This window comes from Pseudomonas gingeri (assembly GCF_013385425.1).
GTDB classification, from domain to species: domain Bacteria; phylum Pseudomonadota; class Gammaproteobacteria; order Pseudomonadales; family Pseudomonadaceae; genus Aquipseudomonas; species Aquipseudomonas gingeri_D.
Map to the genome: position 1 here is coordinate 79120 of NZ_JACAQA010000013.1, position 24336 is coordinate 103455.

The 24336-nt window shown below is 58.8% G+C and carries 22 protein-coding genes and 1 tRNA gene; 9 read left to right on the forward strand and 14 right to left on the reverse strand.

Translation table 11 applies throughout. The annotated features are described in order from the left end of the window. The first annotated feature begins 242 nt into the window (after positions 1–242). The 5 genes from HX830_RS17865 (at position 243) to HX830_RS17885 (ending at position 7786) form a co-directional block, all read left to right on the forward strand. Positions 243–4172: a response regulator gene (locus HX830_RS17865; RefSeq protein WP_177101616.1), complete on the forward strand. Its 3930-nt coding sequence runs from the start codon at positions 243–245 to the stop codon at positions 4170–4172. A 2-nt stretch (positions 4173–4174) separates the two neighbouring features. Next, positions 4175–5116: a diguanylate cyclase domain-containing protein gene (locus tag HX830_RS17870; protein ID WP_177101624.1), complete on the forward strand. Its 942-nt coding sequence runs from the start codon at positions 4175–4177 to the stop codon at positions 5114–5116. Between the two features lie 308 nt (positions 5117–5424). Beyond that, positions 5425–6666, forward strand: a complete 1242-nt coding sequence (locus HX830_RS17875; RefSeq protein WP_152737063.1) for a type II and III secretion system protein family protein — start codon at positions 5425–5427, stop codon at positions 6664–6666. Positions 6667–6790: 124 nt separating this feature from the next. After that, positions 6791–7501, forward strand: coding sequence for a tetratricopeptide repeat protein (locus tag HX830_RS17880; RefSeq protein ID WP_152737064.1), 711 nt, complete (start codon positions 6791–6793; stop codon positions 7499–7501). Between the two features lie 18 nt (positions 7502–7519). Continuing rightward, on the forward strand, positions 7520–7786 hold the full coding sequence (locus HX830_RS17885) for a DUF3613 domain-containing protein (protein WP_152737065.1): 267 nt from the start codon (positions 7520–7522) through the stop codon (positions 7784–7786). Between the two features lie 29 nt (positions 7787–7815). On the opposite strand, the gene HX830_RS17890 is transcribed toward HX830_RS17885, so the two are convergent. From HX830_RS17890 to HX830_RS17945, 12 genes are all read right to left on the reverse strand, one after another. Further along, the gene (locus tag HX830_RS17890) at positions 7816–8784 is read right to left on the reverse strand and encodes a type II secretion system F family protein (protein ID WP_152737066.1); all 969 of its coding nucleotides are present in this window, start codon (positions 8782–8784) and stop codon (positions 7816–7818) included. Between the two features lie 29 nt (positions 8785–8813). Next, positions 8814–9800: a type II secretion system F family protein gene (locus HX830_RS17895; RefSeq protein ID WP_152737067.1), complete on the reverse strand. Its 987-nt coding sequence runs from the start codon at positions 9798–9800 to the stop codon at positions 8814–8816. Further along, complete coding sequence (locus HX830_RS17900) at positions 9797–11239, reverse strand: CpaF family protein (RefSeq protein ID WP_152737068.1); 1443 nt, start codon at positions 11237–11239, stop codon at positions 9797–9799. Before HX830_RS17900 ends, HX830_RS17895 begins: the two co-directional genes overlap by 4 nt. Positions 11240–11242: 3 nt before the next feature. Further along, a complete protein-coding gene (locus HX830_RS17905) occupies positions 11243–12463 on the reverse strand; it encodes an AAA family ATPase (RefSeq protein WP_152737069.1) in 1221 nt (406 codons plus the stop codon). Next, the gene (locus HX830_RS17910) at positions 12457–12951 is read right to left on the reverse strand and encodes a TadE/TadG family type IV pilus assembly protein (RefSeq protein ID WP_152737070.1); all 495 of its coding nucleotides are present in this window, start codon (positions 12949–12951) and stop codon (positions 12457–12459) included. The genes HX830_RS17905 and HX830_RS17910 overlap by 7 nt, the downstream gene beginning before the upstream one ends. Further along, positions 12951–13430, reverse strand: coding sequence for a TadE/TadG family type IV pilus assembly protein (locus HX830_RS17915; RefSeq protein ID WP_152737071.1), 480 nt, complete (start codon positions 13428–13430; stop codon positions 12951–12953). Before HX830_RS17915 ends, HX830_RS17910 begins: the two co-directional genes overlap by 1 nt. 8 nt (positions 13431–13438) lie before the next feature. Beyond that, positions 13439–14788, reverse strand: a complete 1350-nt coding sequence (locus HX830_RS17920; protein WP_152737072.1) for a TadE/TadG family type IV pilus assembly protein — start codon at positions 14786–14788, stop codon at positions 13439–13441. 56 nt (positions 14789–14844) lie between these two features. After that, positions 14845–15651: a Flp pilus assembly protein CpaB gene (gene cpaB, locus HX830_RS17925; RefSeq protein ID WP_152737073.1), complete on the reverse strand. Its 807-nt coding sequence runs from the start codon at positions 15649–15651 to the stop codon at positions 14845–14847. Positions 15652–15666: 15 nt separating this feature from the next. Continuing rightward, positions 15667–16995 (reverse strand): AAA family ATPase, encoded by a 1329-nt coding sequence (locus tag HX830_RS17930; protein ID WP_152737074.1) that lies wholly within the window; start codon positions 16993–16995, stop codon positions 15667–15669. 2 nt (positions 16996–16997) lie between these two features. Continuing rightward, positions 16998–17528, reverse strand: coding sequence for an A24 family peptidase (locus HX830_RS17935; RefSeq protein WP_152737075.1), 531 nt, complete (start codon positions 17526–17528; stop codon positions 16998–17000). A gap of 28 nt (positions 17529–17556) precedes the next feature. Next, positions 17557–17751 (reverse strand): Flp family type IVb pilin, encoded by a 195-nt coding sequence (locus HX830_RS17940; RefSeq protein WP_152737076.1) that lies wholly within the window; start codon positions 17749–17751, stop codon positions 17557–17559. 158 nt (positions 17752–17909) lie between these two features. Then, a complete protein-coding gene (locus tag HX830_RS17945; protein WP_152737077.1) occupies positions 17910–18101 on the reverse strand; it encodes a Flp family type IVb pilin in 192 nt (63 codons plus the stop codon). Positions 18102–18515: 414 nt separating this feature from the next. Between HX830_RS17945 and HX830_RS17950 the strand changes: the two genes are divergently transcribed. Next, the gene (locus HX830_RS17950) at positions 18516–19385 is read left to right on the forward strand and encodes a helix-turn-helix transcriptional regulator (RefSeq protein ID WP_152737078.1); all 870 of its coding nucleotides are present in this window, start codon (positions 18516–18518) and stop codon (positions 19383–19385) included. 177 nt (positions 19386–19562) lie between these two features. On the opposite strand, the gene HX830_RS17955 is transcribed toward HX830_RS17950, so the two are convergent. After that, on the reverse strand, positions 19563–21191 hold the full coding sequence (locus HX830_RS17955) for a methyl-accepting chemotaxis protein (RefSeq protein ID WP_177101627.1): 1629 nt from the start codon (positions 21189–21191) through the stop codon (positions 19563–19565). Between the two features lie 710 nt (positions 21192–21901). Here HX830_RS17955 and HX830_RS17960 point away from each other — a divergent pair. Both HX830_RS17960 and HX830_RS17965 read left to right on the forward strand, forming a co-directional pair. Further along, positions 21902–22369, forward strand: coding sequence for a BRO-N domain-containing protein (locus tag HX830_RS17960; RefSeq protein WP_152737080.1), 468 nt, complete (start codon positions 21902–21904; stop codon positions 22367–22369). Between the two features lie 353 nt (positions 22370–22722). After that, on the forward strand, positions 22723–22965 hold the full coding sequence (locus HX830_RS17965; RefSeq protein ID WP_370868247.1) for a CopG family ribbon-helix-helix protein: 243 nt from the start codon (positions 22723–22725) through the stop codon (positions 22963–22965). A gap of 214 nt (positions 22966–23179) precedes the next feature. Here the strand turns inward: HX830_RS17965 and HX830_RS17970 are convergent. Further along, positions 23180–23269 (reverse strand) — tRNA-Ser (locus HX830_RS17970). A gap of 320 nt (positions 23270–23589) precedes the next feature. Between HX830_RS17970 and HX830_RS17975 the strand changes: the two genes are divergently transcribed. Then, positions 23590–24279 (forward strand): crotonase/enoyl-CoA hydratase family protein, encoded by a 690-nt coding sequence (locus HX830_RS17975; protein ID WP_152737083.1) that lies wholly within the window; start codon positions 23590–23592, stop codon positions 24277–24279. The last annotated feature ends 57 nt before the right edge of the window (positions 24280–24336 follow it).

The window sequence follows — 24336 nt, forward strand, 5'->3', positions numbered from 1 at the left end:
ATATAAAACCACAGACCCGGTCGGCTTTTTTCGGCCGCCGCGTTCGGAATTCTTTTGCCGCACGACGATACATTCAGTAACGGCCTGTCTAGGCTTGGAACAACGTCGTTCGGATGGGCATCATTTCTTCCCAAGGACAAGTTGCCGCACCATCAGGTTTAATCCAGACTGCTTGATCAATAGTTGTTCCACTACTTCTCGGGAAGGCAAACGTGGCATACCGGTTTTCGCTCACATCCCGAATGACGCTGCTCATTGTCATCATGTGCACAGTGCTCGTTGGCTCCGATATCTGGCGCAGCTTTACTGCTCGCTCGGTACAACTGGGCGAAGTGACAACCGCCACCGCGAACCTTTCCCGCGCGATGGCTCAACATGCCGACGACACGTTCAAGGAAGCCGACCTGGTACTGAGCGGAGTTGTCGAGCGTGTCCAACGCGACGGCACCACCGCACCGGCACTGGAGCGCTTGCACCAGCTCTTTGTCTCGCGACTCAGCGAACTCTCGCAACTCGATGGCCTCTATCTGTTCGACCGCAATGGCGAGTTGCTGGTCAGTTCGTTACCCGGGCCTTTGCGCAGCTACAACAACTCTGATCGTGAGTATTTCATCTTTCATCAAAATCACCCTGATCAGGGCGTGCGGATATGGCCTCCGCTGCGCAGCCGCTCTACGGGAAAGTGGACGATTCCGGTGTCGCGACGCATTGACAATCCAGACGGCAGCTTTGCCGGTATCGCCGCCGCCACGATCGATCTTGATTTTTTCTCGCAGTTTTATAATCGCCTCGAGATCGGGCAGGAAGGAGCCGTTGCCCTGGAATTTGACTCAGGCGTCATGGCCGTCCGGCGTCCATTCGAAGAACGCCTGATCGGCGCAGACGTGACCACTACCCGGCTTTTCCAGGAGCACAAACTACAACCGCAAGGCGGTACCTTTTCCATTGCCTCGGCTCAGGACGGCGTGGTCCGCCTGAATAGCTATCGCAGCCTGAATGACTATCCGCTGTTCGTCGCCGCGGCCCTCTCGAAGGATGAAAACCTCGCCGCCTGGTGGTCGGATACGCTGTGGCATGCCGCGGGAGTGGGGTTGCTGGTCTGCGTGCTGATCATTTTCGGCCTGCGCCTGATTCGCCAGGTAAACCTGCAAAGCAAAACCGAAAAAGAGCTGGCCGCGAGCCTGGAAACCACCCGGGCGATCCTGGAGACAGCCGCCAACCCGATTATCACGGTCGATGGCGCAGGCAAGGTACGATCACTCAACCCAGCCGGCCAACGGGCGTTCGGCTACGACACAGAGGAAATACTCGGGCGCAATATCAGGACGCTTGTCCCGGAATCTCACCTCGCGGCGTACAACGCTTATACCGCAGAATTCTCACAGCAGAGCTTCACTGAAACCGGTAGCAGCGTGGAATTGTCCGGCTTGCGCAAGGACGGGTCGACCTTTCCACTCTACGCCTCCACCAGTTCAATGAAAGGCACCGACGAACGCTGCTTCGTCTGTGTCATGACCGATATCACCGAACAGAAGAAACACCGCAGCGATCTTGCCGCCACCCGTGACCACCTCCTGTTGGCCGCCGATATCGCCGAGCTCGGCATTTGGTCATGGAACCTGTGCGACGGTACGCTGCATTGGAATGATCGTATGTTCGAGATCTATGGCTACTCACAGGCGCTGGTCGAGAATGGCCTGAACTTCGAACATTGGCGCTCGCGTTTTCACCCGGATGACCTGGAGATAGTCATCGCCGCACTCAACGCGGTGATCGATGATCGCGAACAGCGCCTGCCATCGTTCCGGATCGTCCTGCCCGACGGGCGAGTGCGCTACCTGGAAACCCGCGTCCGGGTCGAACGTGATGCCAGCGGTACACCGACCCTCATGACCGGGATCAATCATGACGTGACGGCCCAACATGAAATGGAAGTGAGCCTGCGCCATGCCAAGGAGCAGGCCGATGCGGCGAGCGCAGCCAAATCATCCTTCCTGGCGAACATGAGCCATGAAATCCGCACGCCCATGAACGCCGTATTGGGGATGTTGCATCTGGTGCAGTTCACGCCGCTGAACCTGCGTCAGCGCGACTATGTGAGCAAGGCCCAGACAGCCGCCCAGTCGCTGCTTGGGCTGCTCAATGACATTCTCGATTATTCGAAGATCGAGGCGGGCAAGCTCCAGCTGGATCCGCATCCATTCGACTTCGAACCCTTGATGCAGGACCTGGGTGTCGTATTGGCCGGCAACCAGGGCCAGAAGGATATCGAAGTGTTGTTCGATATCGATCCGGCCCTCCCCAGTGGCCTGATCGGCGACAGCCTGCGCTTGCAGCAGGTCTTGATCAATCTCGCCGGCAATGCCCTCAAATTCACCTTGAAAGGACAGGTCATCGTCAGTCTTGAGCTCCTGGAGCGCACGGCCTCCAAGGTCCAGGTCCGAATTGCCGTAACGGACAGCGGCATCGGCATGAGCCCCGAACAGATAGAACATATCTTTGAAGGTTTCAATCAGGCCGAAGCCTCGACCTCACGCCGCTTCGGCGGCTCGGGTCTCGGCCTGGTCATCTGCAAGCGCCTGGTCAAACTGATGGGGGGCGATCTGCTGGTGGAAAGCCGCCCTGATGTGGGCAGCCGGTTCTGGTTCGATGTCTGGCTGAAGGTGGACGCAGGCGCAACGACAAGGACCCTCCCCGCCAACCATTCAATGCGGGTGCTGGTGGTCGACGACAACCCGATTGCCGCCGAGTTGCTGATGCGCACGGTGGCCGCCCTGGAATGGCAGGCCGACCTCGTCTCCTCGGGTGTCGAGGCCGTGAACAAGATAAGCAAGGCCCTCCATGAGGGAGAGCGTTATGACGTGGTCCTGATGGATTGGCGGATGCCGGATTTGAATGGCATGAGCGCGGCCAAGTTGATTCGCGAACTGAAAGGACGGCTACCGCCGCCCGTGGTCGTCATGATCACCGCCTATGGGCGCGAAGTCCTCGCCGAGAGCCATGATCGCGGCGATGCCCCTTTTGCCGGGTTCATTACCAAGCCCGTGACGCCCCGACAGCTGACCGAGGTCATTTTGCGGGCGTTGCAAGGCATCGACACACCGACTGAGACTCCAGCGCTTGAGCACAAACCTTCAAGGCGTCTTGCGGGTCTCAACTTCCTGGTGGTGGAAGACAACGCCTTGAACCGTCAGGTCATCGAGGAGCTGCTGAAATCGGAGGGCGCCTCCGTGCAATTGGCCGAAGGCGGTTTTGAGGGGGTCAACTGCGTGATAACGGGGAACACGTCCTTCGATGCCGTGCTGATGGATGTGCAGATGCCTGACATCGATGGCTACGAAGCGACCCGGAGAATTCGCGCCAACCCCCGCTTTACCACGCTGCCCATCATTGCGATTACCGCCAATGCGTCCTCTTCCGATCGGCAGGCCTGTTTGCAGGCGGGGATGAACGGGCATGTCGGCAAACCGATCGATATCGAGCATCTGGTTTCGGTGCTGCGGGCACAACTGGAGGGAAAAGAGCCCCCGGCGCCAGTCGCGCGCCCTGTCGCAAATGATCCGGTCATGGAACAAGACGAACTTATTGAAGACCATGCTTCGATCGTCAAGCGGCTGGATGGAAACCTGAACCTGATACGCAGTGTCCTGAAGATCTTTGGTGCCGAGACGGAAAAGCAACTCCAGAACCTGGACGAGCAGATAGCGCAAAAAAACCGGGTGGGCGCCGCCAGTGTATTGCATGCCATCAAGGGCAGCGCCGGCACCATGGGTGCCCTCGCGCTTTCAAGAAGAGCCGGCCAGCTTGAGCAGGCGCTGAACGCTGGTGCGGCATCGGCAGCCGACGATCCTCTGGTCAATGGCTGCAGTGCTGAACTGCGGCAATTGATGCAGGCCAGCCTTGAGCAATTGACCATAGCGTTCGCCGAGCCCGCGGGTCCGGTTGAGCCGGCTGGAGAGGCGTTGCCTTTGACTGAATGGCGGCTGCATTTAAACGAAATACTCACGCTGCTGAATGCTTCGAACCTGCAAGCCATTGCGGCGGCGGAAGCACTTCTTGCCCAAACGCCGGCGGAACGACTGGCCCGATTCAATCCGTTTATCAAACAGGTCAGGGCATTGGACTTTACGGCCGCCGCACTGAGTGCCTATGAAATGCTGGAGCAAGCCTGACCATGGAGCGAATTCTCGAAGATTGGCTGCTTCATACAAACCGACGTCCCAAGATTCTGATTGCTGACGATCAGCCCACTAATATCCGGGTGTTGTACGAACTGTTTTCCGCACAGTGCGACATCTTCATGGCGGCCAATGGCGAGCAGGCGCTGAAGATATGCCGGGCCGAGTTGCCCGACCTGATTCTGCTCGACGTGGTGATGGAGGATATCGATGGCCACGAGGTGTGCCGCCGACTCAAGGCCGATCCGTTGACAAGCACGATACCGGTCATCTTCATCACCGCGCAGAACCAGGCCGCGGATGAAGTGATTGCGCTGGGGCTCGGAGCGGTCGACTTCATCATAAAACCCATCAATTCGGTCATCGTGCGGGCCCGGGTCCAAACGCACCTGACCTTGAAGTTGCAGGGCGACTTGTTGCGTGCGAGTGCCTTTCTGGATGGTTTGACCGGAGTGGGCAATCGACGCAAGTTCGACGACGACTTGCTCACCAACTGGCGCCAGTGCTTGCGCGACAAGGTGCCCATCTCCCTTATCTTGCTGGATATCGACTACTTCAAGCGTTACAACGACCGCTATGGCCATCAGAGTGGGGACAGCTGCCTGAAGTTGGTCGCCAAGACGCTTTGCGAGTCGCTCCGGCGTCCCCATGACAAGGTGGCGAGGTATGGCGGCGAGGAGTTTGCCTGCATTTTGCCGAAAACGAAGCTTGAAGACGCGGCCAGGATAGCCGAGGCCATGCAGGAGCGTATCCGGGCGCTGGATATCGAGCATCTCGGCTCGGAGGTTGATCGGGTGGTCACCACCTCCTCGGGTGTGGCGACGCTGCTGCCTGCACTCGGTGGCAGTCCGGAGGCACTGTTGGCGGCGGCGGATGTGCAGCTTTATGAGGCGAAGCGTGGCGGCCGGGCGCGGGTTTGTGCGGCTGGAGATGAGTGATGGCCAATCGACGAGCCATCGTCGAACATTCCTCCGGTAATCAGATTGCGCTGTCGCACGCATATTTACATTCAACGCTTTCTTTTATGGCGCTTTGCCTTGATTGAACTACCGTCAAACAAAGAACAAGCCATACCGGCTTGAATTACCCACGTAGTGTTCAGCGATCAGATAACGGAGCAGTCAGACCAGCGTCTGACGTCTGGTCGTGCGCGGTATCAAGGATATTGCGCAATCCATTGGTGGTTGGGCTGGCCTGGGGCACCCTGGTTCAACCCACAGACGGCCTGTTCGGCGAGGATGAAGTTATGCACGATCGTACCCTGCCCGCTCTGAAAACAATGACTCATGGCCTGTTGCTGCTGGTCCTTGGCATGGACGCAGCTCACGCCGCCGCAGGCAACTGCTCGCAATTGGCCAGTTTGCCCAGCGTGTTCGAGGTCGGCCAGGGACTTCAGGATGAACTGCGCATGCCGGTCGCGATTACCCAACTGGCAGTGGGCGACCCGAAAATTGCCGACGTGCAAACCAGCGGCGGTAGTGCCTTTATCCTCACCGGCGTCACTCCGGGAACCACCAGCCTGATGGTCTGGACCAGCTGTTCGCCGACACCTCGCCAAAGCATGGTGTTCGTCAAGGGCAAGGCCACTTCGGCACTGACCAGCCTGTCGACGATGCCTTCCGAAGACCCGCTGCTGCCGAGCCAGGTGCAAACCGACATTCGCTTCGTCGAAGTCAGTCGTACCAAATTGAAAGAGGCCAGCACGTCGATCTTCGGCAAAAGCGGCAACTTTCTGTTCGGCTCGCCGGGCACTGTGCCCGGGGTCACTGTGACCCCGGGCCGCATTGGTAGCCTGGCGCCAAACATCCCGCTGAATAACGGCACTTTCAATATCGGCTTTGGCGGCGGCAATGTGCTGGGGATGATCAATGCCCTGGAAGGCAGTGGCTTTGCCTACACCCTGGCACGGCCAAGCCTGGTGGCCCTCAGCGGCCAGAGTGCGAGTTTTCTTGCCGGTGGCGAAGTACCGATTCCGGTGCCCAGCTCAAGCAGCAACAACATCTCCATCGAGTACAAGGAGTTCGGTGTCCGCCTGACCCTGACCCCGACCATCATCGGAAAAAATCGCATTGCCCTGAAAGTGGCCCCCGAGGTGAGCGAGCTGGACTTCACCAACGCCGTGCAGATCGCCGGTACCGTGGTCCCGGCGCTGACCGTGCGACGTACCGACACCAGCATTTCCCTGGCCGACGGCGAAAGTTTCGTCATCAGCGGCCTGATCAGCACCAACAACAGCTCCCAGGTGAACAAGTTTCCCGGGTTGGGCGATATTCCGATTCTCGGCGCATTCTTCCGCAATAACACCATTAACCGTGAAGAGCGCGAACTGTTGATGATCGTCACCCCGCACCTGGTCCAGCCACTGGCCGCCAACGCGCAACTCCCATCGTTGCCCGGCGAGCAACTGCGCAACTACGACCCGAACTTCTACCGTATGTACTTCCTCGATAGCGGCGACTTCGACAATCGCATGGGACTCTCGCAATGAGCCCGAAACTGAACCCGAGCTGGCGTGCCATCACTCGTCACGCCAATGATCTTGAGCGTTTCTCCCCGGCCAGATTGGTTGCCATTGGCCAAGCGTTCACCCTGTTGTAGCCGGAGGAGGCTCTATGAAAGCGCTCGTAGCCATAGCGGCGACAGTGATGCTCGCAGGTTGTGCCAGCAATGGCCTGTCTTCAAGACCAAGTAGCTGCGCCAGTCCCAGCTCGGATCAGCAGTTGAGCCTGAACCTGGCCGACGACATGACCAACGATGGCCGGTTGTATGCCAGCCTGGCGAACCTGGAAGGACTGCCTGACAACCTGGTTCAGGTGCGCCTGCGCAAGGCACGAATACTGCGCCTGCTTGGGCGTAACGACGCCGAACCGTTGTATCAGGGCCTGCTCGGCACTTGTCTGGCCGCTGAAGGCGAGCATGGCCTGGGCCAGTTGGCCGCGGCCAGGAACGATAACGCGGCCGCCATGGAGCACCTTGAGCGGGCGAAGAAGATGGCGCCCACCGACGAAAAAATCCGCAATGACCTGGGGGTGGTCTACCTCAATCAGCAACGGATCAATGAAGCACGTTTCGAGTTTCTGACCGCCATGGAGCTCAAGCAGTCCGATTCACTGGCGGCACTGAATATGGTGACACTGCTGATCTATCAGGATAACTGGAAGCAGGCTGCCGAACTGGCGAACCGCGCCAACCTGAGCCCCAAGCAGGTCACCGACGCTCAAACTCGCGCAGCAAGACTCAAGACCCCAGGCAAGAAAGCGCTGGTTTCCGAGGGCAGTCGCACGGCCGAGGTAGTCGATGCCTCAACCAATGCGATCAAGTAGGAAAAACGAGGAATCGAGATGAATACCAAGAGGCTGTTGATAGTCTGCATGGCTTGCCTGTCCACGACCGCCTGGGCGATTGAGCCCGGCCCCTCTTCAGCACCGCAACAAGGCACTGAACAGTGGATGCAACTACAGATTCGCGGTGTGGTGGCCTCGCCGCGACTGCAAAGCGTTTCGGCCACCGAACGTGATCTGGCCATGCAGCGCTGGCTCAATAGCTTCACCTATCCGATTCCCGAGCATTTTGATCAAAAGGCATCGGGAAATATGAGCAGCAAATGAGTCACCTCCGTGACTGAGTCGCGCTGACCTCACGGCATCCCGAAAGCGTTGAGCACCCCGATCATGGCCGGGCCGATCGCGATCAGGAAGAAACTCGGCCATAGACAGAAAATCAGCGGGAAGATCAGCTTGGTACCGATTTTCGCGCCCATTTCTTCGGCGGCCTGCGTACGCCGATCGCGGAACTCATCGGCGTAGATACGCAGGGTATCGGCCACGCTGGTGCCGAAGCGGATGCTCTGCCCCAAGAGACTGACCAAGCCTTGCACATCTTCCAGCCCGGTACGCACGGCCAGTTGCTTCAGCGCCTCGGTACTGCTGATGCCGGCACGGATTTGCGCATTGACCAGGGCCAGCTCCTCGGCCAGTTCGACCTGACTGACCGACATCTCTTCAGCCACCCGTTCGATGGTCGTCGGCAAGGCCAGACCCGACTCCACGCAGACCACCATCAGATCCAGCGCATCCGGAAAGGCCGCGCGCAGCCTGCCTTGTCGCAGCTGCTTGCGCTTGCTGACATACAGTCCAGGCAGCAACCAGCCGATGCCCGCTACCAGGATCAACAGCAACAGGCCCGGGGCCAGGGAAAGCCTGGGAATCAGTGGTAACACCAGCAGCGCAAGACCGACCAATACCAGCGGCAGCAGCAAGCGCACCGCCCAGTACATCTGCGCCGCCGAAGACGAACGGTATCCCGCGTGTATCAACAGCAACTGGGTTGCCGACGCCTGGGCGGCTTCGGTTGAACCAAAGCGCTGACCGACCCTTTCCAGCAACAGTTGCAGATTACCGGGGGCATCGGCTCCCACCGTGCTGCCGAAATGCCCGCGCTTGATCAGTGCAAGACGCCGCCGCATTGGATCCTGAAGCCCCAGGAACAATAACATCAGGGTAACCACCGCCAACACCGCACTCATACCGATCGCACTGACGAACAACAGGCGTGCCAGCGCCTCATTACTCGTCACCCGACTGAACAACCCGAGTAGATAGTCCATGACCCGCACCTCCGCGTAGCGAAAACCACTTAAACCTGGATCCGGATGATTTTGCGGATCCAGAGAATCCCGACCAGCATTGCGCAGAATGCCCCGATGATCAGCTTATGGCCGAGGGGGTCATTGCTCAGTACCGGCAGGTAGCTGGGGGTCGTGACCAGGATCGCCGTTGCCAGTACAAAAGGAATGGACACCAGCACCCAGGCCGACATACGTCCTTCAGCCGACAAGGTCTTGACCTTGCGCTGAAAGCGGAAGCGCCCGCGGATCAGCCGACTCAAACGCTCCAGCACCTCGGTCAGATTGCCGCCGGTCTCGCGATGAATGAGGATCGACGTCACCAGCATCATCACCGTCATGCTCGGCATACGTTCCAGCAGACCGAGCATGGCCCGGCGTACATCATTGCCATAGTTGATATCGGCGAAGGTCAGGCCAAACTCATGAGCCACCGGCCCCTTGTGTTCTTCGGCAACCAAACGCAGGGTTTCGTTGAATGGATGACCGGCGCGCAGCGCCCGGCACATGGCATCCAGCGCATCCGGCAAGCCTTCTTCGAACGCCGCAAAGCGTTTGTTACGGTCGCGGAAGATTTTCAGCAGCGGCAGCCAGGCCAGCACCACGGCAACCGCCAGCGCCATCCACCAGGGTGAGGCCAGCAGCAAGACCAGCGCCGCGCCCCCGCCTCCCAAGGCGATCCCGAGCAATAGCAGCCGATAGGCCCGATAGTCATGTCCGGACTGCTCAATCAACTGTGTCAGATTGGCCATGAGCGGCAGTTGCTCAAGCATGGCCTCCAGTGGCGACAAGCGGGTCAGGTATTTCTGCCGCAGCACGGTCTGCATATTCGGCAGGTTGTTGGCTTTCTCCAGCACGTGCAGGCGACCGCGAATGCGCTTGCGCATCTTGCCCGCCTCCCCGAACACCGGCACCGTCACGCCCTGGGCCAGGAGAAAGACGGCAATAAACACCATGCCGAGAAAGATCAGAATGAATTCACCCGAGATAGCGTTCATGACTGCCGTCCCTCCATCCATTCAGGCCTGAACAGGGCGAGCGGCAACTCGATGCCACGCTTGGCCAGCACGTCGCGAAAGGCCGGAATCATGCCGCTGGGCCGATACTCGCCGAGCACTTCGCCCTGTTCGCCCATGCCACTGCGGGCAAAGGAAAAAATTTCGGTCATGGTGATGATCTCGCCTTCCATGCCGTTGACCTCCTGCACGCTGACCAGGCGCCGTTTGCCATCCTCCTGACGCTCCAGCTGGATCACCACATCGATGGCCGATGCAATCTGCTGACGCATGGCCTTGATCGGGAAAGTCGCCCCGGTCATCGACACCATGTTCTCGATTCGCCCCAATGCATCGCGCGCGGTATTGGCGTGGATCGTGGTCAACGAGCCGTCGTGGCCGGTGTTCATCGCCGTCAGCATGTCCAGCGCCTCGGCGCCACGCACTTCGCCGATCACAATGCGGTCCGGGCGCATCCGCAGACTGTTGCGCACCAATTCGCGCTGGCTCACCTCGCCACGCCCCTCGATATTCGAAGGACGGGTTTCCAGACGCACTACATGCGGCTGCTGCAGTTGCAACTCGGCCGAGTCTTCAATGGTGACGATCCGCTCGTTTTGCGGAATAAAACTGGACAGCACATTGAGCATGGTGGTCTTGCCGCTGCCGGTACCACCGGAGATCAAGACGTTCAAACGTCCACGCACAATCGCCTTGAGCAGCAAAGCAATGCCCGGGGTCAAGGTCCCGACCTGGATCAGGCTGTCGGTGTTGAGCAGGTCCACGGCAAAGCGGCGAATCGACATGCTCGGGCCGTCGATGGCCAATGGCGGGATAATCGCGTTGACCCGCGAACCATCCTTGAGCCGCGCATCCACCAAAGGCGAAGACTCGTCGATACGCCGCCCCAGGCTGGAAACGATACGGTCGATGATGTTCAGCAAATGCTGATCGTCGCGAAAGCGCACATCGGTCCGCTGCAACTTGCCGAAGCGCTCGACATAGACCGAGGCATGGCCGTTGACCAGGATATCGGACACGCTTTGATCCGCCAGCAACGGTTCCAACGGGCCAAGACCGAGCACCTCGTCGGTAATCTGCTTGATGATCAACTGGCGGCTGACCGAACTGACCGGTGCTGAATGCTCATCCAGCAGACGCTGGCAAATATCACGAATCTGCCGGGTCGCTTCGGCCTGCTCAAGCGAGTCGAGCAAGGACAGGTCCATGACTTTAAGCAATTGCTGATAGATCTTTTCCCGCCACTCGGCCTCCACCGGAGTGACCTGGCTCTTGGTCTCATAAAGAATGTCCGGCGCTGCACGCTCCCACGCCATCAACTCCTCGGCAGGATCCGGCAGGTCATCGCCCTGCTGACCCAGCAACGATACGGCGGGTTTGCCGGACTGTTTGCGCAAGCGGTTACGAAAGTCGCTGATCATGGGTTATCCCCTGAAAAAACGGTTGAAGACGCGTTTGAACACGCTTTTGTCCCCGGTCATCCGGTTACCGGCCAACTGCTCGGTCATCTCGCGCATGGCGACGGTGATTGCAGCCCGCGGCGCTTGTAGCCCCAACGGCACACCTGAGTTCTGGCTCTGGCTGACCAGATTGAAGTCGTTGGGCAAATGCAGCAGATTCGCGCAACGCAGCGCCTCGCCGATATCCTTGAGACTGATCGCTGCCGCTTTGTCATAGCGATTGACCACCACCTGCAATTGATCGCCGCGCACGCCGAGGTCTTCGCGAAGAATCCGCAACAGGGAGCTGGCATCACGAAGATGGCTGACGCTCTGTTGCACCACGACATAGACCCGATCCGCCTGCTCCAGCACGGAGCTGGTCAGGTGGTCGATCTGTCGCGGCAGGTCGACCACCACCCAGTCATAGCTTGAGCGGGCCAACTGCAACAAGGTATCGAGTTGTTCGGACTGGGCATCCTGCGGCAGGTACAGCTCGCCGGCCCGGCCACCAAGCACATGCAAGGTCGGGCTGAAGTGGCTGCAAAATCCGCGCAATGCGACCCCGTCCATCTCCTCGACCTGCTGCAATACCTCCAGATGGCTATGCGACTGCGCCACATCCAGGTAATGCGTCACGCTGCCAAATTGCAGATCCATATCCAGCAACAGGGTATTGCCGCCCTTGACGCTGAGCTGATGGGCCAGATTGCAAGCCAGCAAGGTAGCGCCGGAGCCGCCCTTGGCGCTCATCACGGCGATCAGTTTGCCTTCGACCCCACTGCTGACCCGGACCTCCACGACCAGACGATTCAAGGCGGCCACCAATTCCGTCTCGGCAATCGGCTCCGGCAAGACATCACGAGCGCCGGCCTGCATTGCCAGGCGCATACCCTCCTGATCACTCAGCGAGCCGCACACCAACAGCGGCGGACGCTCATGGGCCGGACGCTGGAGCAGTGCCGCCAGTTCCTCGCGCCACAGGTGGCTGACGCGTACCAACAACAGATCGGGCATCCGCTCCAGACCATAGAGCGGGTCGACATGCCCATTGCTCACCAGGCGAGTGCTCACTTCCAGGCTCGCTACGCGCTGGCAAACGCTTTGCAGATCACGCAACGCCGTGGCATCACGGCTGCTGATCAGCAATCGCAGCCCGGGTTTGCCGGTCGCGAGGGTTAACGGAGTTTCCTTTGTATTCAGCATGGAGTGACCTCCCCTGATTCGGAATGATGTCCAAGGGCTTCGCGTGGCAAGGTCGCCCTGAAGGTGGGCAAGGTAATAGGTACGCCAAACCCGGGAATGAATAAATTGAACACGTAGCCCTGCAGGCTCAGCTGGACATAACGGATGGCACGGAAGCCCGTGGAACTGGTGGTGTCGGTGGGGTTGGCCACCACGGCACCGTTGCTGTCCAGATAGGTCAGCGTCAGGTTGCCGGTGTTCAGATTGCTGATCAGCGGGCTCGAACCTGTGTTGCCCGCAGCGTTGAAGATCGCCCGCTGCAAGACGATCGGATCGCTGATATTGCACACCGCCGCCAGGCGCGCGCCGCGCCGTACGGATTCATCAAGGGCATTCACGGTGAAGTACAGGCGGCCCATTTCCAGCACGCCAAACAACAGAATGAACACCAGCAAGCCGATGAAGGCGAACTCCACCACATACACCCCGCGCATCTGTCTGCGATTCATCACAGGACCCTCATGACAGTCGTGGCGACCAGCGGAATACTCAGCGCAATCGGCGTGGGAAACAGCCCTCTGATCGAGCCGGTACAATTGCCTGCGCCGATCACCGGGCAGAAGGTATAGGTAATGGTGACCTGCACATGGTCGGTGCCCAGCACGGAGACCGCCACATTTGCGCTCGTCAACCCCGACACCACCGCTGTCCCGGTGCTGGCAGGCACACCATAGACCGCCACGTTTTTCGTCTGGGTCAGCAGCGTGCTGCTCAAGGCAACAGTACCGAGCGTCGAGTTCCAGGCCTGGCTGGCCACGTAACGGCCGGCATCGCGGCTGGCCTGTAACAGGGTGTTGTACTGAAACAGCATTCGGCCGAACTCACCGAGGGCCAGTAACAGCAGCAACAGCAACGGCAAGACCAGAGTGAATTCCACCAAGGCCACTCCTTGTTGGCCCCTTGGTTGTTTAAACGTGTGAGGTCCCATGACGCCCCCTACGAGTCGTTGCTCGGAGTGCTGCTGCCATTGATATAGGTTTTGTAGAGCTGAATGATCTGCGGGCCGGAATCACCCGAAGGATTGGGACCCGGCACGTTATCGCCTTCGCACTCCTGGACGAACTGGCCGAAGATCTCCGAAGTACTTCCGCCGCTGGCGGCCGGCTGGACCACGAAATAACAGCCAAAACCCAGGACGGGAATCGAGGTGGCACCGTTGTTTTGCCCGGTGCAGTTGCCAATCACGACTTTCAGCATCCGTCGTTCGAAGACTCCACCGCTCTGGCACCCCGTGCCTGAACCGGCAACACACCCGGCGGAACTCGCCAGCCAGTCGTTGTAGCCCAGGAGCGCCGTACCACCAGCGGAGAGATTGCCATTACTCGACGTGACAGGCTGGCCCTTGTACTCCGCCCGTGGAGGTGTACTGGAGCTGTTCCAGGTGATCGCGGGCGTGCTGTAGCTGACGATCAGGTCTGGCGGATACTGCGCGGCACTGATCCCTCCTCCGGAGTACTGACCGAAGCGGGTGTTCAATCCTTGGGACGTAGGGCCAACTTTGTTGCCTGGTGCGGTCGTGACATTTTGCCCAACGCTGCGACACACCAGGCCGCCTCCGGCCAGATCATCCCTGACCGTACTGCCACCCGAACCGAAATCGAGCAGTTGAAAGTTGCCTGGGCCAATCGCGGACGAAGAGCCAGAGCCCGTTTTCAAATCCTGCAAATCACCGAAGTGATAACCCCAGAACACCCCGGCGCTCGGGTTGTATTGGTTTGGGTCACCACAGACCATCAGTGGTGCGAGATCACAGGGGCTGGTGGGGCTGGGTCCAGCGGTGGCCATCGCCGCCACCGCCTTGCTGCCCAGACCGCCAGCGCCGAATAACTGGGCGAATTTCCAGAAAAAACCGTTCAGGTGATAGTTCGCTACCGTTACCCGAACATAAGTGGCATTCGCCGGCCCCGGATAGGAGAACGGCCCGTAGACGCTGTTGGCCAGTTCGACCACCGCGAAGGTGCCGGCGCTGCCACCGATGGCCGTGGCCAGTTCGCTGTTGCCGGTGGCATTGGCATTCAACGTCAGCGTATTCAGCGCGGCAGTGCGCGTGGTGCTGGCGATCCCGATACCCCCGGTGACCTGGCTCAGGGTTTTGGCGCCACTCAGGGCCGCGGCGTCCACCGCATTTTGCAGGCGGGTCTTGTTCAGCAGCAGGTGGCCGCCGTCCAGCGCCAATGCAGCCATGATGCCGATCGCCGCCAACGCGATCACCATCAGTACGGTCACCGATCCCCGCTGGCGCCTTGGCGTTACCGAAAACGGCTGTTGAATTCGAGGACACATCATAAATCCCTCACCTGCCGATAACATCGCCTGGCTGTCCAGGCACCTATTGCGTCCTGTCAGTGCACATTGACTACATGGGCTTCGGTGCCACGAATAACGGTTATAGCCCCACCGCCACCGCCGCTACGGTGCACCACGCGCCTTGGCGCCGTTTCGCTGGCCATTGCCACGGCCTGCACAACAGGCGCGACGGTCGCGGGCTTTTTCTCGCTGTTCAGCGGATTGCGCAGGGCCAGTTGCAACTTGCCTTCGGTCTGCGCCGTGACCAGGGCCTCCGCCTCGGCGGCGGTCATTTCCAGTGTCACTGCACGCACCACCACCGGCTGTGTCTTATCGGTGCCCGCGGTCTGATCCACCGCCAACACCCTCAAGTTCTCGAGGATGGTTCTGGATACGGCATTGTTGCCGTTGCCATCGGCGTGTTTGGTGGCCAGCACATCGACCCGGTTACCAGGCAACAGGAACCCGCCGACGCCGACCACATCGTCCACCCGTACCGAAATGGCACGTTTGTCGGGTGCAATCAGCGAGGCCAAGGTGCTGCCCCCCAGGTGTTCGCTCAAGCGTGCACCGCGTACGATGTCCCCGCGCAGAATGTCGAACGTGGCGATCTTGCCCACGGCTTTGTCGCTGGAATCGAAGGCATCGTCCGGGATCGTATCCATAGGCATGCGGACGGTCGTGACCTGCTGGGCCTCGACCATCTGCCCGAAAGGAATCTCGACCGTGGCGACCACCACGCTGCGCAGGTGATCATCCGGGCTGGCATTGAGCCGTGCGCTCAGCCAGGAGTTGGCCATCCAGGCGGCGCCCAGGCCCATGACCAGGGAAACACCAATCAGGGTTGCGGTACGAGAGCTCATATCGGTATCTCCTACTCAAAGAAAGTCGAGCTGGACGAAGTAGTTGCGCCAGGCCCATTCCAGTTCCTGCGGCGACAGTGGCCCGGAACCGCCCTGGTAACGCTGACGATCGAGCGCCATGCTCAGGAGATCACGGGGATGGCAAGGCACCAGGGGCATGCCTTCAACGGCGTAAAGTTTCTGCAGGGCATAGCGCACCAGCGTCGGGTCATAGCGAATGCCCAGGCGCTCGGACTCCTGTTGCCAGATCCGTTCGTACTCATCGGGCTTCAGGTAACCGAATTGCAGCTTGTAGCCAATCCGCCGCAAGAAGGCCTCGTCGGCCAACTCCAGGGGATTGAGGTTGGTTGAGAACACCAGAATCAGATCGAACGGCAGCTCGCAATGCCGGCCGCCGCCGAGGTTGAGGAAGTCGCGCTTTTCCTCCATCGGGACGATCCAGCGATTCAACAGTTCGGCGGGAGCCATGCGCTGGCGGCCCATGTCATCGATGATGAACAGGCCATTGCTGGCCTTGAGCTGCAAGGCGGCCTGGTACTGACGGGTGAAGGGGTCATAACGCACGTCCAGCTGTTCCATGCTCAACTCACCGCCGGTGATGACGATCGGGCGTTTGCAGCAAAGCAGGCGACGGTCGATCCCTTCGTTGAGCATCAGATTGTTCTGTTGACCGTGATCATCCAGGCGCTGATGCACCTGAGGGTCATAAATCTCGATCACCGACTCATTGATCACGATGGCCTGGGGCACCCAGATGGCCTCGTCAAACAGGCGAATCAAGCGACTGCTGACATAGGTCTTGCCGGTACCCGCCGGACCATAAATCATGATCGCGCGCCCGGAGTTCAGCGCCACGCCCAGTTGATCAAGCATCCCCTCGGAGAGCACCATACCGCTCAGCGCCGTGTGCATATCGTGAGCATTGATATGTCCGTGGTGAATGGTCTGCACCTTGAGCAGGGAGCGGTAGGTACTCACCGGGAACGGTGCCGCACCGATATAGCCGCTACGCGACAGGGCATCGCGGGCAGCACCACGACCGCGTTCAGTCAAGCCATAACGCAGCGATTGCCCGCCCGTTTGTGCGCCGAACTGACCCAGCACCTCGACCCGCCCATCCTTGCGTAAAAACGTCAGGACCTCTTCCATGACCGCACCGGTCAGCGCCAGGCGTTCTACCAGCCGCGACATGTCCAGCACGCCGGCGTCGTACAAGTGCTTGCACACCAACTCGCCGAGAAAACTATCCGTCAGGCCCGTCTCGCTGATAGAGCACGGCTGGGGGGCCAGTCGCTGCACCGCTTCTCGCTCACTGTGGCAGGCATCACTCTCGACGACGTGCATGACTAACCTCCCAACCCATTGGCAAAGAGTTGCCAATGGACGGTGTTTAACGTACCGAGCAAAATGGCAATCGAATAAGGGAACGGCTTGCCGGCCACTTCATCTGAAGTCGGCGCCAGGTAGGCCTGCGCCCTCAGAATCAGCCAATAGCGCCCCAGGGTCTTAAACAATTGACCGCGAACCAGCACTATCAGCAAACCGCACACGCCACCGGCGATCAGGCTGAATAGCGCGGCCCATATCGCGTAATGGAAGGGTAAAAAACCGCCAACCACAGCCATCAATTTGACATCACCGGCAGCCATGCCACCGAGCGCGTACATGGGCAGGAACAGCGCAAAACAGATCAAGATGCCTAACAGGCTGCCGCCCAATCCGCTTACACCTCCTGCATACATCTGACCGACCAATCCCAAGGCAAGTCCCAACAGGACCAAGGTATTGGGAATACGGTGGTGCAGCAGATCGCTCACCACCGCCACGCCCAACAGTCCTATCAGCAAAACAGTCGAAACCAGCATTTCCGTGGACATGGGGCTTCTCCCTGCAAGGGATTAATCGTCAGCACGCAACGTTGTTATTGACGATTTGGCACAGTGCCGTGATCTTGGCACTGACACTGCCGCCCAGTAGTGTGAAGGCGACAGCCACAGCGACCGTAATCAATCCACCCGCCACCGCATATTCCACAATGGTCAGGCCATCTTCATCTTTGGCGAACTTGCGTAGCGAAGTTCCTATTGTTTGCAGCATCATGTTTCTCTCCCACTCCAGCGGTAAAACCGCTTAGAACATACGTTGGTAGAGGTCGAGCGAAGTCCATTGAGAAAGTTGCCCGGCAGCCTCATCAGCAAGGATAAAAAACAGCTGCCTGTTCCATGGGCATCGCCGTGTCACCCAACGGCAATTGCCTATCAGCAGGCCGCACCTTTGACCGCTGCGCACAGCGCCGTGATTTGGGTATTCACCGCGCCCCCCAACTTCACGAATATGGCTGCGACAGCCACTGTGATTAACCCACCGGCCACCGCGTATTCGACGATGGTCAGGCCGTTTTCATCTTTGGCGAACTTCATTACCGAAGTTTTGATTGTTTGCAGAGTCATTTTGTACACCTCATTTCGATAGTTGCTCTTCCGGGGAAAGCAGCTCTTTTTGCACTGCTTGTGGCTACCTTAGTCAGGGCAACACCAAGAGGGTTAGGAGGATTTTGCGTATCGCTAGGACTTTTTTGCGGACATGGCCAACAAGCGGGTTATTGGCCCCTGGGGAAGGAAAAGCAAAGGTTGAAACGAGGCGTGACTCGCCAATAGCACGCCCTTCATTCACAAGAGACGAACGGCTAATCCTGGGTGCAACGCCAACAGGCCAATAAACAACTGCCCGGTCCTGACCACCAGGCAAGATATGGATCGTATAGAACTAAAATAAGATCTCCTTAGCAGGATTTAGTCTGAAAAATGATATCAAATTGACAATACTACTCAGTGGATGGCGGCACGCACCTCAGAGCCCAGCACATGACGTCTAACGTGACCAGGAAACCATCACTACTGTGGTTCGATCGGACCCACGATCACTCCACAAGCGAGCTCATCACGCAGTTTGAGCACGCCTGCGACTGCAAACTGGCGAAAGAGTCGGTGTTCTCCAGCCAGATGCAGGCCGACATGATCTGCATCCATTTCGATCGCCCGGACACACCGGGCCTGAGGATGTTGCTGGAGACCAAACGCAGCGCCCCCACCATCCCCATCACCATGTTCACCGTGCAGCACTCCGAAGAGCTGGCTGTATGGGCCATGCGTTCCTGTGTCTGGGAATACCTGGTGTTGCCCCTTTCAGTCTCCGAGAGGAATCGCTACCTGGCGGCTGTAGCCCAGCTCCACAAGCTGCGTCGTCATGTCAAAGACCAGCGCAAGACACCGCAGATCGACCATTCCCCGACCCTGCCGGGCAGTATCCGGATGACCCCGGGCCACCAGAAACACCAGGCGCTCAGCAATGTACTGCTGTATATCGACCAGCATTTCCGGGACAGTATCGACCAGAAGGAACTGGCCCAGCGCTGCGGCATGACCGCCTTTCGCTTCAGCCGCCTGTTCAAGGAAGCCTACGGGCTCGGCTTCACGGATTACATCTTGAACAAGCGCATGAACTTCGCCAAGGAACTGCTCGACAACAGCCAGATGCCCATTACCAGCATCGGCTATGAAGCCGGCTTCAAGGATCCGTCCTACTTCGCCCGCGCCTTCAAGCAGTTCGCCAACTGTACGCCCAGCGAATACCGCCTGATGCGCCAGCGTGAAGTGCCTGTAGTCGCGCAACCGATACAGGACACTGCGACCATTGAAATGCTCGATAACCTGGTTCAGAGCCTCGGTGGCTGAAACGTTTGCGATTCCCGCGCACTGGCGAGGCCCTAGCGAATGGATAACCTCGAGGCAGGACCGGAACCCGCCGCGGTTCACTACACGGGCGGGTCATTCAGTCAGTCGGCGGCATGGGCTGAGCGAGGCGTGGGTTGGCTGGCGGGATAAACCGGTCCCCCACTCCACCTTGCTCCGTCAAACCTTGAAATGGCTGACCATCATCTGCAACTGGTTGCCCAAGCGGGCCAGCTCGACGCTGGAGGCGGCGGTTTCGTCGCTGGCGGCGGCGGTCTGCTCGGAAATGTCGCGGACGTTGATGATGCTACGGCTGATCTCATCGGCCACGGTGCTTTGTTGCTCGGCGGCGGCGGCGATCTGCTGGTTCATCGACTGGATGTCAGACACTGTGCGGGTGATATTTCCCAGTGAGACACCGGCCTTGCGCGTCAGCGCAACGCTGTTATCGGTCAGGCTACGGCTGTTGCTCATGACGTTGGCCACCTGCTGGGTACCGCTCTGCAAGCCGGCGACCAGGCCTTCGATTTCCTCGGTAGACTTCTGGGTGCGCTGGGCCAGGCTGCGAACTTCGTCGGCGACCACGGCAAAACCACGACCGGCCTCACCGGCACGGGCGGCTTCGATGGCGGCATTGAGCGCCAACAGGTTGGTCTGCTCGGCCACGGCCGACAGTTCCTCGGCGGCACTGGCGATCTGCGTGACACCATCGCGAATACCGCTGATCAGGTTGCGCAGGGTCTCGCCCATGAGCTGGATGCCTTGTTGCAGCGTGCCCAGTTCATCACGGCGAGTGACCACCTGGTTGTGAGTGAGGTCGCCACCGGCAATGCGCTCGACGACGCCGAGGGTTTCGCGGATCGGTCGGGTAATCTGGCGGGTGATGATGACCGCGGCCAGGATGCCGAACAGCAAGCTCAACAGGGTGCTGCCCAATTGCATCATGCGCGTCTGGCTGACCTCGCTATCGCGGCTGTCCACCTGCCCCTGGTAGAGGGCCTCGCTGCGAGCCGATATCTCCACCACTTGGTCGGCCAGTTCCTTGCCCGTCTGGGTAACGACATCATTGGCCGTTTTGTAGCCCAGAAAGGCGGTTCGGTAATTGCCCAGGGCGGTTTCCAGCTGGCGCAATGCATCCGGCAGGGGCGAGCCGAAATGTTCGCCAAGCTGTTTCAGGCTGCCAATGGCTCCATTTAATTGGTTGATGGCCTTCTGCTCGGTATCCGCGTTAGCCCCGGCAATGTAACCGCGTACTTCGAAACGGCTGAGCAGGAACTGCTCCCTGGTCTGGGCGACGGCCTGGAAGCGTTCGATACGCTCTGCGTCGCCTGGAGGCATTTGCAGCACGCTACTACTGACCGCATCGATCAGCTTCAAGGCCGCCGCGCCGTTATCGCTGAAGGTTTGTCGGGCACTGTTGCGGGCGCGATAGGCGTCATGCATTTTATTCAGCGACTGCTGGAATTTGCCGATAATGACCGCCTGTTCTCCAAGCAGTTTCACAAAATCCGGGTTCTTGAACGTCTGGGTCAGTTTTTGATCCTGGGTGCTGAATGCGTCCAGGGCGGACTGCACGTTCTGGGACGCTGCTTCATCGCCATTGCTCAGCATGTACTGCAGGCGAGCCACGCGCACCTTGTTCAGCAAGGTATTTAACAAGGTGATATCGCCCATCCGATCACTGCGCCAGATCAACTTGTCCAGGCTGGTCCAGCTGGTCAGGGCAAGGACAGTGGTCAGTGCCAGTACCAGGCCGAAGCCCAGGGCCAGCTTGAGGTTGACGCTGATATTGCCGAACCATTTGTTCATTCAATCCTCCACAATGCATGCGGTTTTTGGTTTTCGGGGCAACAGGGAGCTGTCCCCGGGGACCACCGGTGATCTTTCCATGGCAGGTACAGGCGCGATATGGCTTCGAAGGAACGTTTTTATTGGTTTTTTCTCGATGTTATCCACAGCTGTTTGATGGCAATAAGAGCAGCCGTTACTTTCCTCAACATATCCATACGGATGGAATGGCTGAGGCGAGTTATTCGAGGTTCTCGGAAACCACTCTTGGATAGATCGAGATCAAGGCAAGCCCCGCTGGGATAAGGACTTTTGCTCAGGATACTCAGAACCGGAGCCGGATGATAGCGCTAGGCCACTATCACCGAAAAGGTTTCACGCGAATCAGGGATCCCGGAGTCAGTCAGCGAGTCCGCCGGTTGGCTACAGGCCATTGCGCTCCTGCAACTCCCCTCGTCCAGCATATGGCATGGCACATCCCTGGCATCGCTGCTGACCAGCGGAGAGTGCGTGGTGAGAATTTTACAGGCTCGTCCATGAGTGGACCTGCACTTGTTGATCCGTCCGCCAATTAAAACAACGCCTTTTCTTACAAAATCCAGCGCTATTTCCCCTTTCCCAGCTATCCGTTCGGCGTTAGGGTTCATTCATCACTGTACATTCAGCGATACAGGATTGGCGTCCTGTGAATACGAGGCGGCTCCAGTTAATAACTACTCGGACACCTCAACATGAACGAACACTTCGAAACCACGCGCTTCCCTCGTCATAATCGTTTTATCCATGCCCTGATGCTGGAATCACAAGCCTGGTTCAGCCTGACTGACCTTGGTCGCCTGATGGGCCGTCCACTGGACGAGCGTCTGGCTCGCAAGCTCGACAGCGATCAGCGCCGCATGCTCTGGCTGAACTACCATGGAAAAATCCAGGAAACCCTGATGGTCAGTGAGTCGGGCGTCTACGCCTTGATGGTTCACCATCACATCCCGGAAAACCAGAGTCTGCGGCAATGGCTGACACATGAAGTCATTCCTGCATTGAGAAATATCCAGACAAGCATCCCCAATCAAGGTCCTAGCCTTAGTTCGCTACACTGGGCAGGTCATGCGGTCAGTCTGCTGCATTGGCAGAACGAGGCGTGGGTCAGGTGGCGAGATATGCCAGGGCTAATACAGCCGACGGAAAGAATGCCGCTCTAGTTGAAACTGGTAATAAGCCGCATCACCGAAGAGAAACGATGATGCGGCTTACTTCAAAAACAATCCTCTCTGGCGTGATGACTTGACTGCATTGCATAAGGCGGGCGTGATCGACAAACAGTCAGTCGACATCGTCATTACGATGCAAAAAAAATGACAAAACAGCGGTGACTGCTGCAAGGAAATGCCAATGGCAATCAAAAGCGACATCTTCGGCTGCGTTGAGCTGAGTGATAACGACGCTACGCGTTTTGTTCAGCACATGCGTGAAGACAAGCCCAATGCACAAGCCAAAGCCTCGTATGCACGCGGCCGTACTCTCATCAGCCAGGTCTCAGACAGGCTTGGACATTATTCGCGACGGACTGCTAGCGCACCTCCCCGACAAGATGGCTGACACCCTCGCCAACCAGGCAAAAGCGACTGGTCGTAGTAAATCTGCCATTGCCATCGACGCCCTACGCGACTACCTAGCTCGTAAAACGTGGCAAATCGCCGAGATTCAGCGTGCTGTAGAAGAAGCTGATATGAGCGACTTCGCCACGGATGAGGAAGTGGAAGCCACCTTCAGGAAGTGGGGTGCCGACGCGCGTTGAGTGGCTGAAAACCGCAATCAAGAATCTGGATGACGCAGCCGCCTATATCGCGGCTCGGACAACCCACAAGCAGCTCAAGCCTTCATGATTGAGGTCCGTGCCAGCGCTCAACGGCTGGCGCAGCTTCCCGCGATATAACGCCCTTTTTCAGACGCCAAAAACCACAAACCCCCGACTTTCTCTAGGAAAATCAGGGGTTTGTGTTTGCAGAATGTGGCGGTGAAGGAGAGATTCGAACTCTCGATACAGTTTCCTGTATACACACTTTCCAGGCGTGCTCCTTAAGCCACTCGGACACTTCACCGTATCTCGTCAAACCTATTCAGTCTGTCGAGGCGCGCTAATGTAGTCGAAAGCTTTTCCGATGGCAAAGGTTTTTTTCAGAATTTTCATGCGGTTAAGTCGATCAGTCGCACTCCCCCAGCCCCTCGGCCCGCGGAGCAGGGCAAAACCGCCAATCTCCGGCCCGGCGCGTAGCGCTCTATCCTCTCCACAGCAGGCCCGCCGCAAGCCGTCCACCCGGCCCACGGGCGGAAAAGCCTGACTCACCAGTCAGTCACGGCGCTTTACCTGACCCCAACGGCTGGGTAACGTCTGCCCCACTTCTATATAAGGAATTGCGTCATGAGTGAATTGATCTCTTACCACCTCGACGACGGTATCGCGACCCTGACCTTGAGCAATGGCAAGGTCAATGCCATTTCCCCGGACGTGATTGCCGCGTTCAACGCCGCCCTGGACCAGGCCACCGCCGACCGCGCTATCGTGATCATCACCGGCCAGCCCGGTATCCTGTCCGGCGGCTACGACCTGAAAGTGATGACCGCCGGTCCCAGGGAAGCCGTCAGCCTGGTGACCGCCGGTTCCACCCTCGCCCGCCGCCTGCTGTCCCACCCTTTCCCGGTGATCGTCGCCTGCCCGGGGCACGCGGTGGCCAAGGGTGCTTTCCTGTTGCTCTCGGCCGACTATCGCATCGGCGTCGAAGGGCCGTTCAGCATCGGCCTGAATGAAGTGCAGATCGGCATGACCATGCACCACGCCGGGATCGAACTGGCCCGCGATCGCCTGCGTCGTTCGGCATTCCACCGCTCGGTGATCAATGGCGAGATGTTCAACCCGCAGGATGCCGTGGATGCCGGCTTCCTCGACAAGGTGGTAGCCGCCGATGCGCTGAAGGACACCGCACTCGCCGCCGCCCAGGCGCTGAAGAAGATCAATATGACCGCCCACAAGAACACCAAGCTGAAAGTGCGCAAGGCGCTGCTGGACACCCTGGATAACGCGATCATTCTCGATCAGGAACATATGGGCTAAGCCTCGGGTGTAGGCCTTCAGCGCACAGGCACGCTCAAGGCCGTCAAAAGCTTCGCG

Bases quoted from the DNA above. Each gene is read 5' to 3' on its own strand.
- HX830_RS17865 (WP_177101616.1), top strand. From the start codon at position 243: ATGACGCTGCTCATTGTCATCATGTGCACAGTGCTCGTTGGCTCCGAT.
- HX830_RS17870 (WP_177101624.1), top strand. From the start codon at position 4,175: ATGGAGCGAATTCTCGAAGATTGGCTGCTTCATACAAACCGACGTCCC.
- HX830_RS17875 (WP_152737063.1), top strand. From the start codon at position 5,425: ATGCACGATCGTACCCTGCCCGCTCTGAAAACAATGACTCATGGCCTG.
- HX830_RS17880 (WP_152737064.1), top strand. From the start codon at position 6,791: ATGAAAGCGCTCGTAGCCATAGCGGCGACAGTGATGCTCGCAGGTTGT.
- HX830_RS17885 (WP_152737065.1), top strand. From the start codon at position 7,520: ATGAATACCAAGAGGCTGTTGATAGTCTGCATGGCTTGCCTGTCCACG.
- HX830_RS17890 (WP_152737066.1), bottom strand. From the start codon at position 8,784: ATGGACTATCTACTCGGGTTGTTCAGTCGGGTGACGAGTAATGAGGCG.
- HX830_RS17895 (WP_152737067.1), bottom strand. From the start codon at position 9,800: ATGAACGCTATCTCGGGTGAATTCATTCTGATCTTTCTCGGCATGGTG.
- HX830_RS17900 (WP_152737068.1), bottom strand. From the start codon at position 11,239: ATGATCAGCGACTTTCGTAACCGCTTGCGCAAACAGTCCGGCAAACCC.
- HX830_RS17905 (WP_152737069.1), bottom strand. From the start codon at position 12,463: ATGCTGAATACAAAGGAAACTCCGTTAACCCTCGCGACCGGCAAACCC.
- HX830_RS17910 (WP_152737070.1), bottom strand. From the start codon at position 12,951: ATGAATCGCAGACAGATGCGCGGGGTGTATGTGGTGGAGTTCGCCTTC.
- HX830_RS17915 (WP_152737071.1), bottom strand. From the start codon at position 13,430: ATGGGACCTCACACGTTTAAACAACCAAGGGGCCAACAAGGAGTGGCC.
- HX830_RS17920 (WP_152737072.1), bottom strand. From the start codon at position 14,788: ATGATGTGTCCTCGAATTCAACAGCCGTTTTCGGTAACGCCAAGGCGC.
- cpaB (WP_152737073.1), bottom strand. From the start codon at position 15,651: ATGAGCTCTCGTACCGCAACCCTGATTGGTGTTTCCCTGGTCATGGGC.
- HX830_RS17930 (WP_152737074.1), bottom strand. From the start codon at position 16,995: ATGCACGTCGTCGAGAGTGATGCCTGCCACAGTGAGCGAGAAGCGGTG.
- HX830_RS17935 (WP_152737075.1), bottom strand. From the start codon at position 17,528: ATGTCCACGGAAATGCTGGTTTCGACTGTTTTGCTGATAGGACTGTTG.
- HX830_RS17940 (WP_152737076.1), bottom strand. From the start codon at position 17,751: ATGATGCTGCAAACAATAGGAACTTCGCTACGCAAGTTCGCCAAAGAT.
- HX830_RS17945 (WP_152737077.1), bottom strand. From the start codon at position 18,101: ATGACTCTGCAAACAATCAAAACTTCGGTAATGAAGTTCGCCAAAGAT.
- HX830_RS17950 (WP_152737078.1), top strand. From the start codon at position 18,516: ATGACGTCTAACGTGACCAGGAAACCATCACTACTGTGGTTCGATCGG.
- HX830_RS17955 (WP_177101627.1), bottom strand. From the start codon at position 21,191: ATGAACAAATGGTTCGGCAATATCAGCGTCAACCTCAAGCTGGCCCTG.
- HX830_RS17960 (WP_152737080.1), top strand. From the start codon at position 21,902: ATGAACGAACACTTCGAAACCACGCGCTTCCCTCGTCATAATCGTTTT.
- HX830_RS17975 (WP_152737083.1), top strand. From the start codon at position 23,590: ATGAGTGAATTGATCTCTTACCACCTCGACGACGGTATCGCGACCCTG.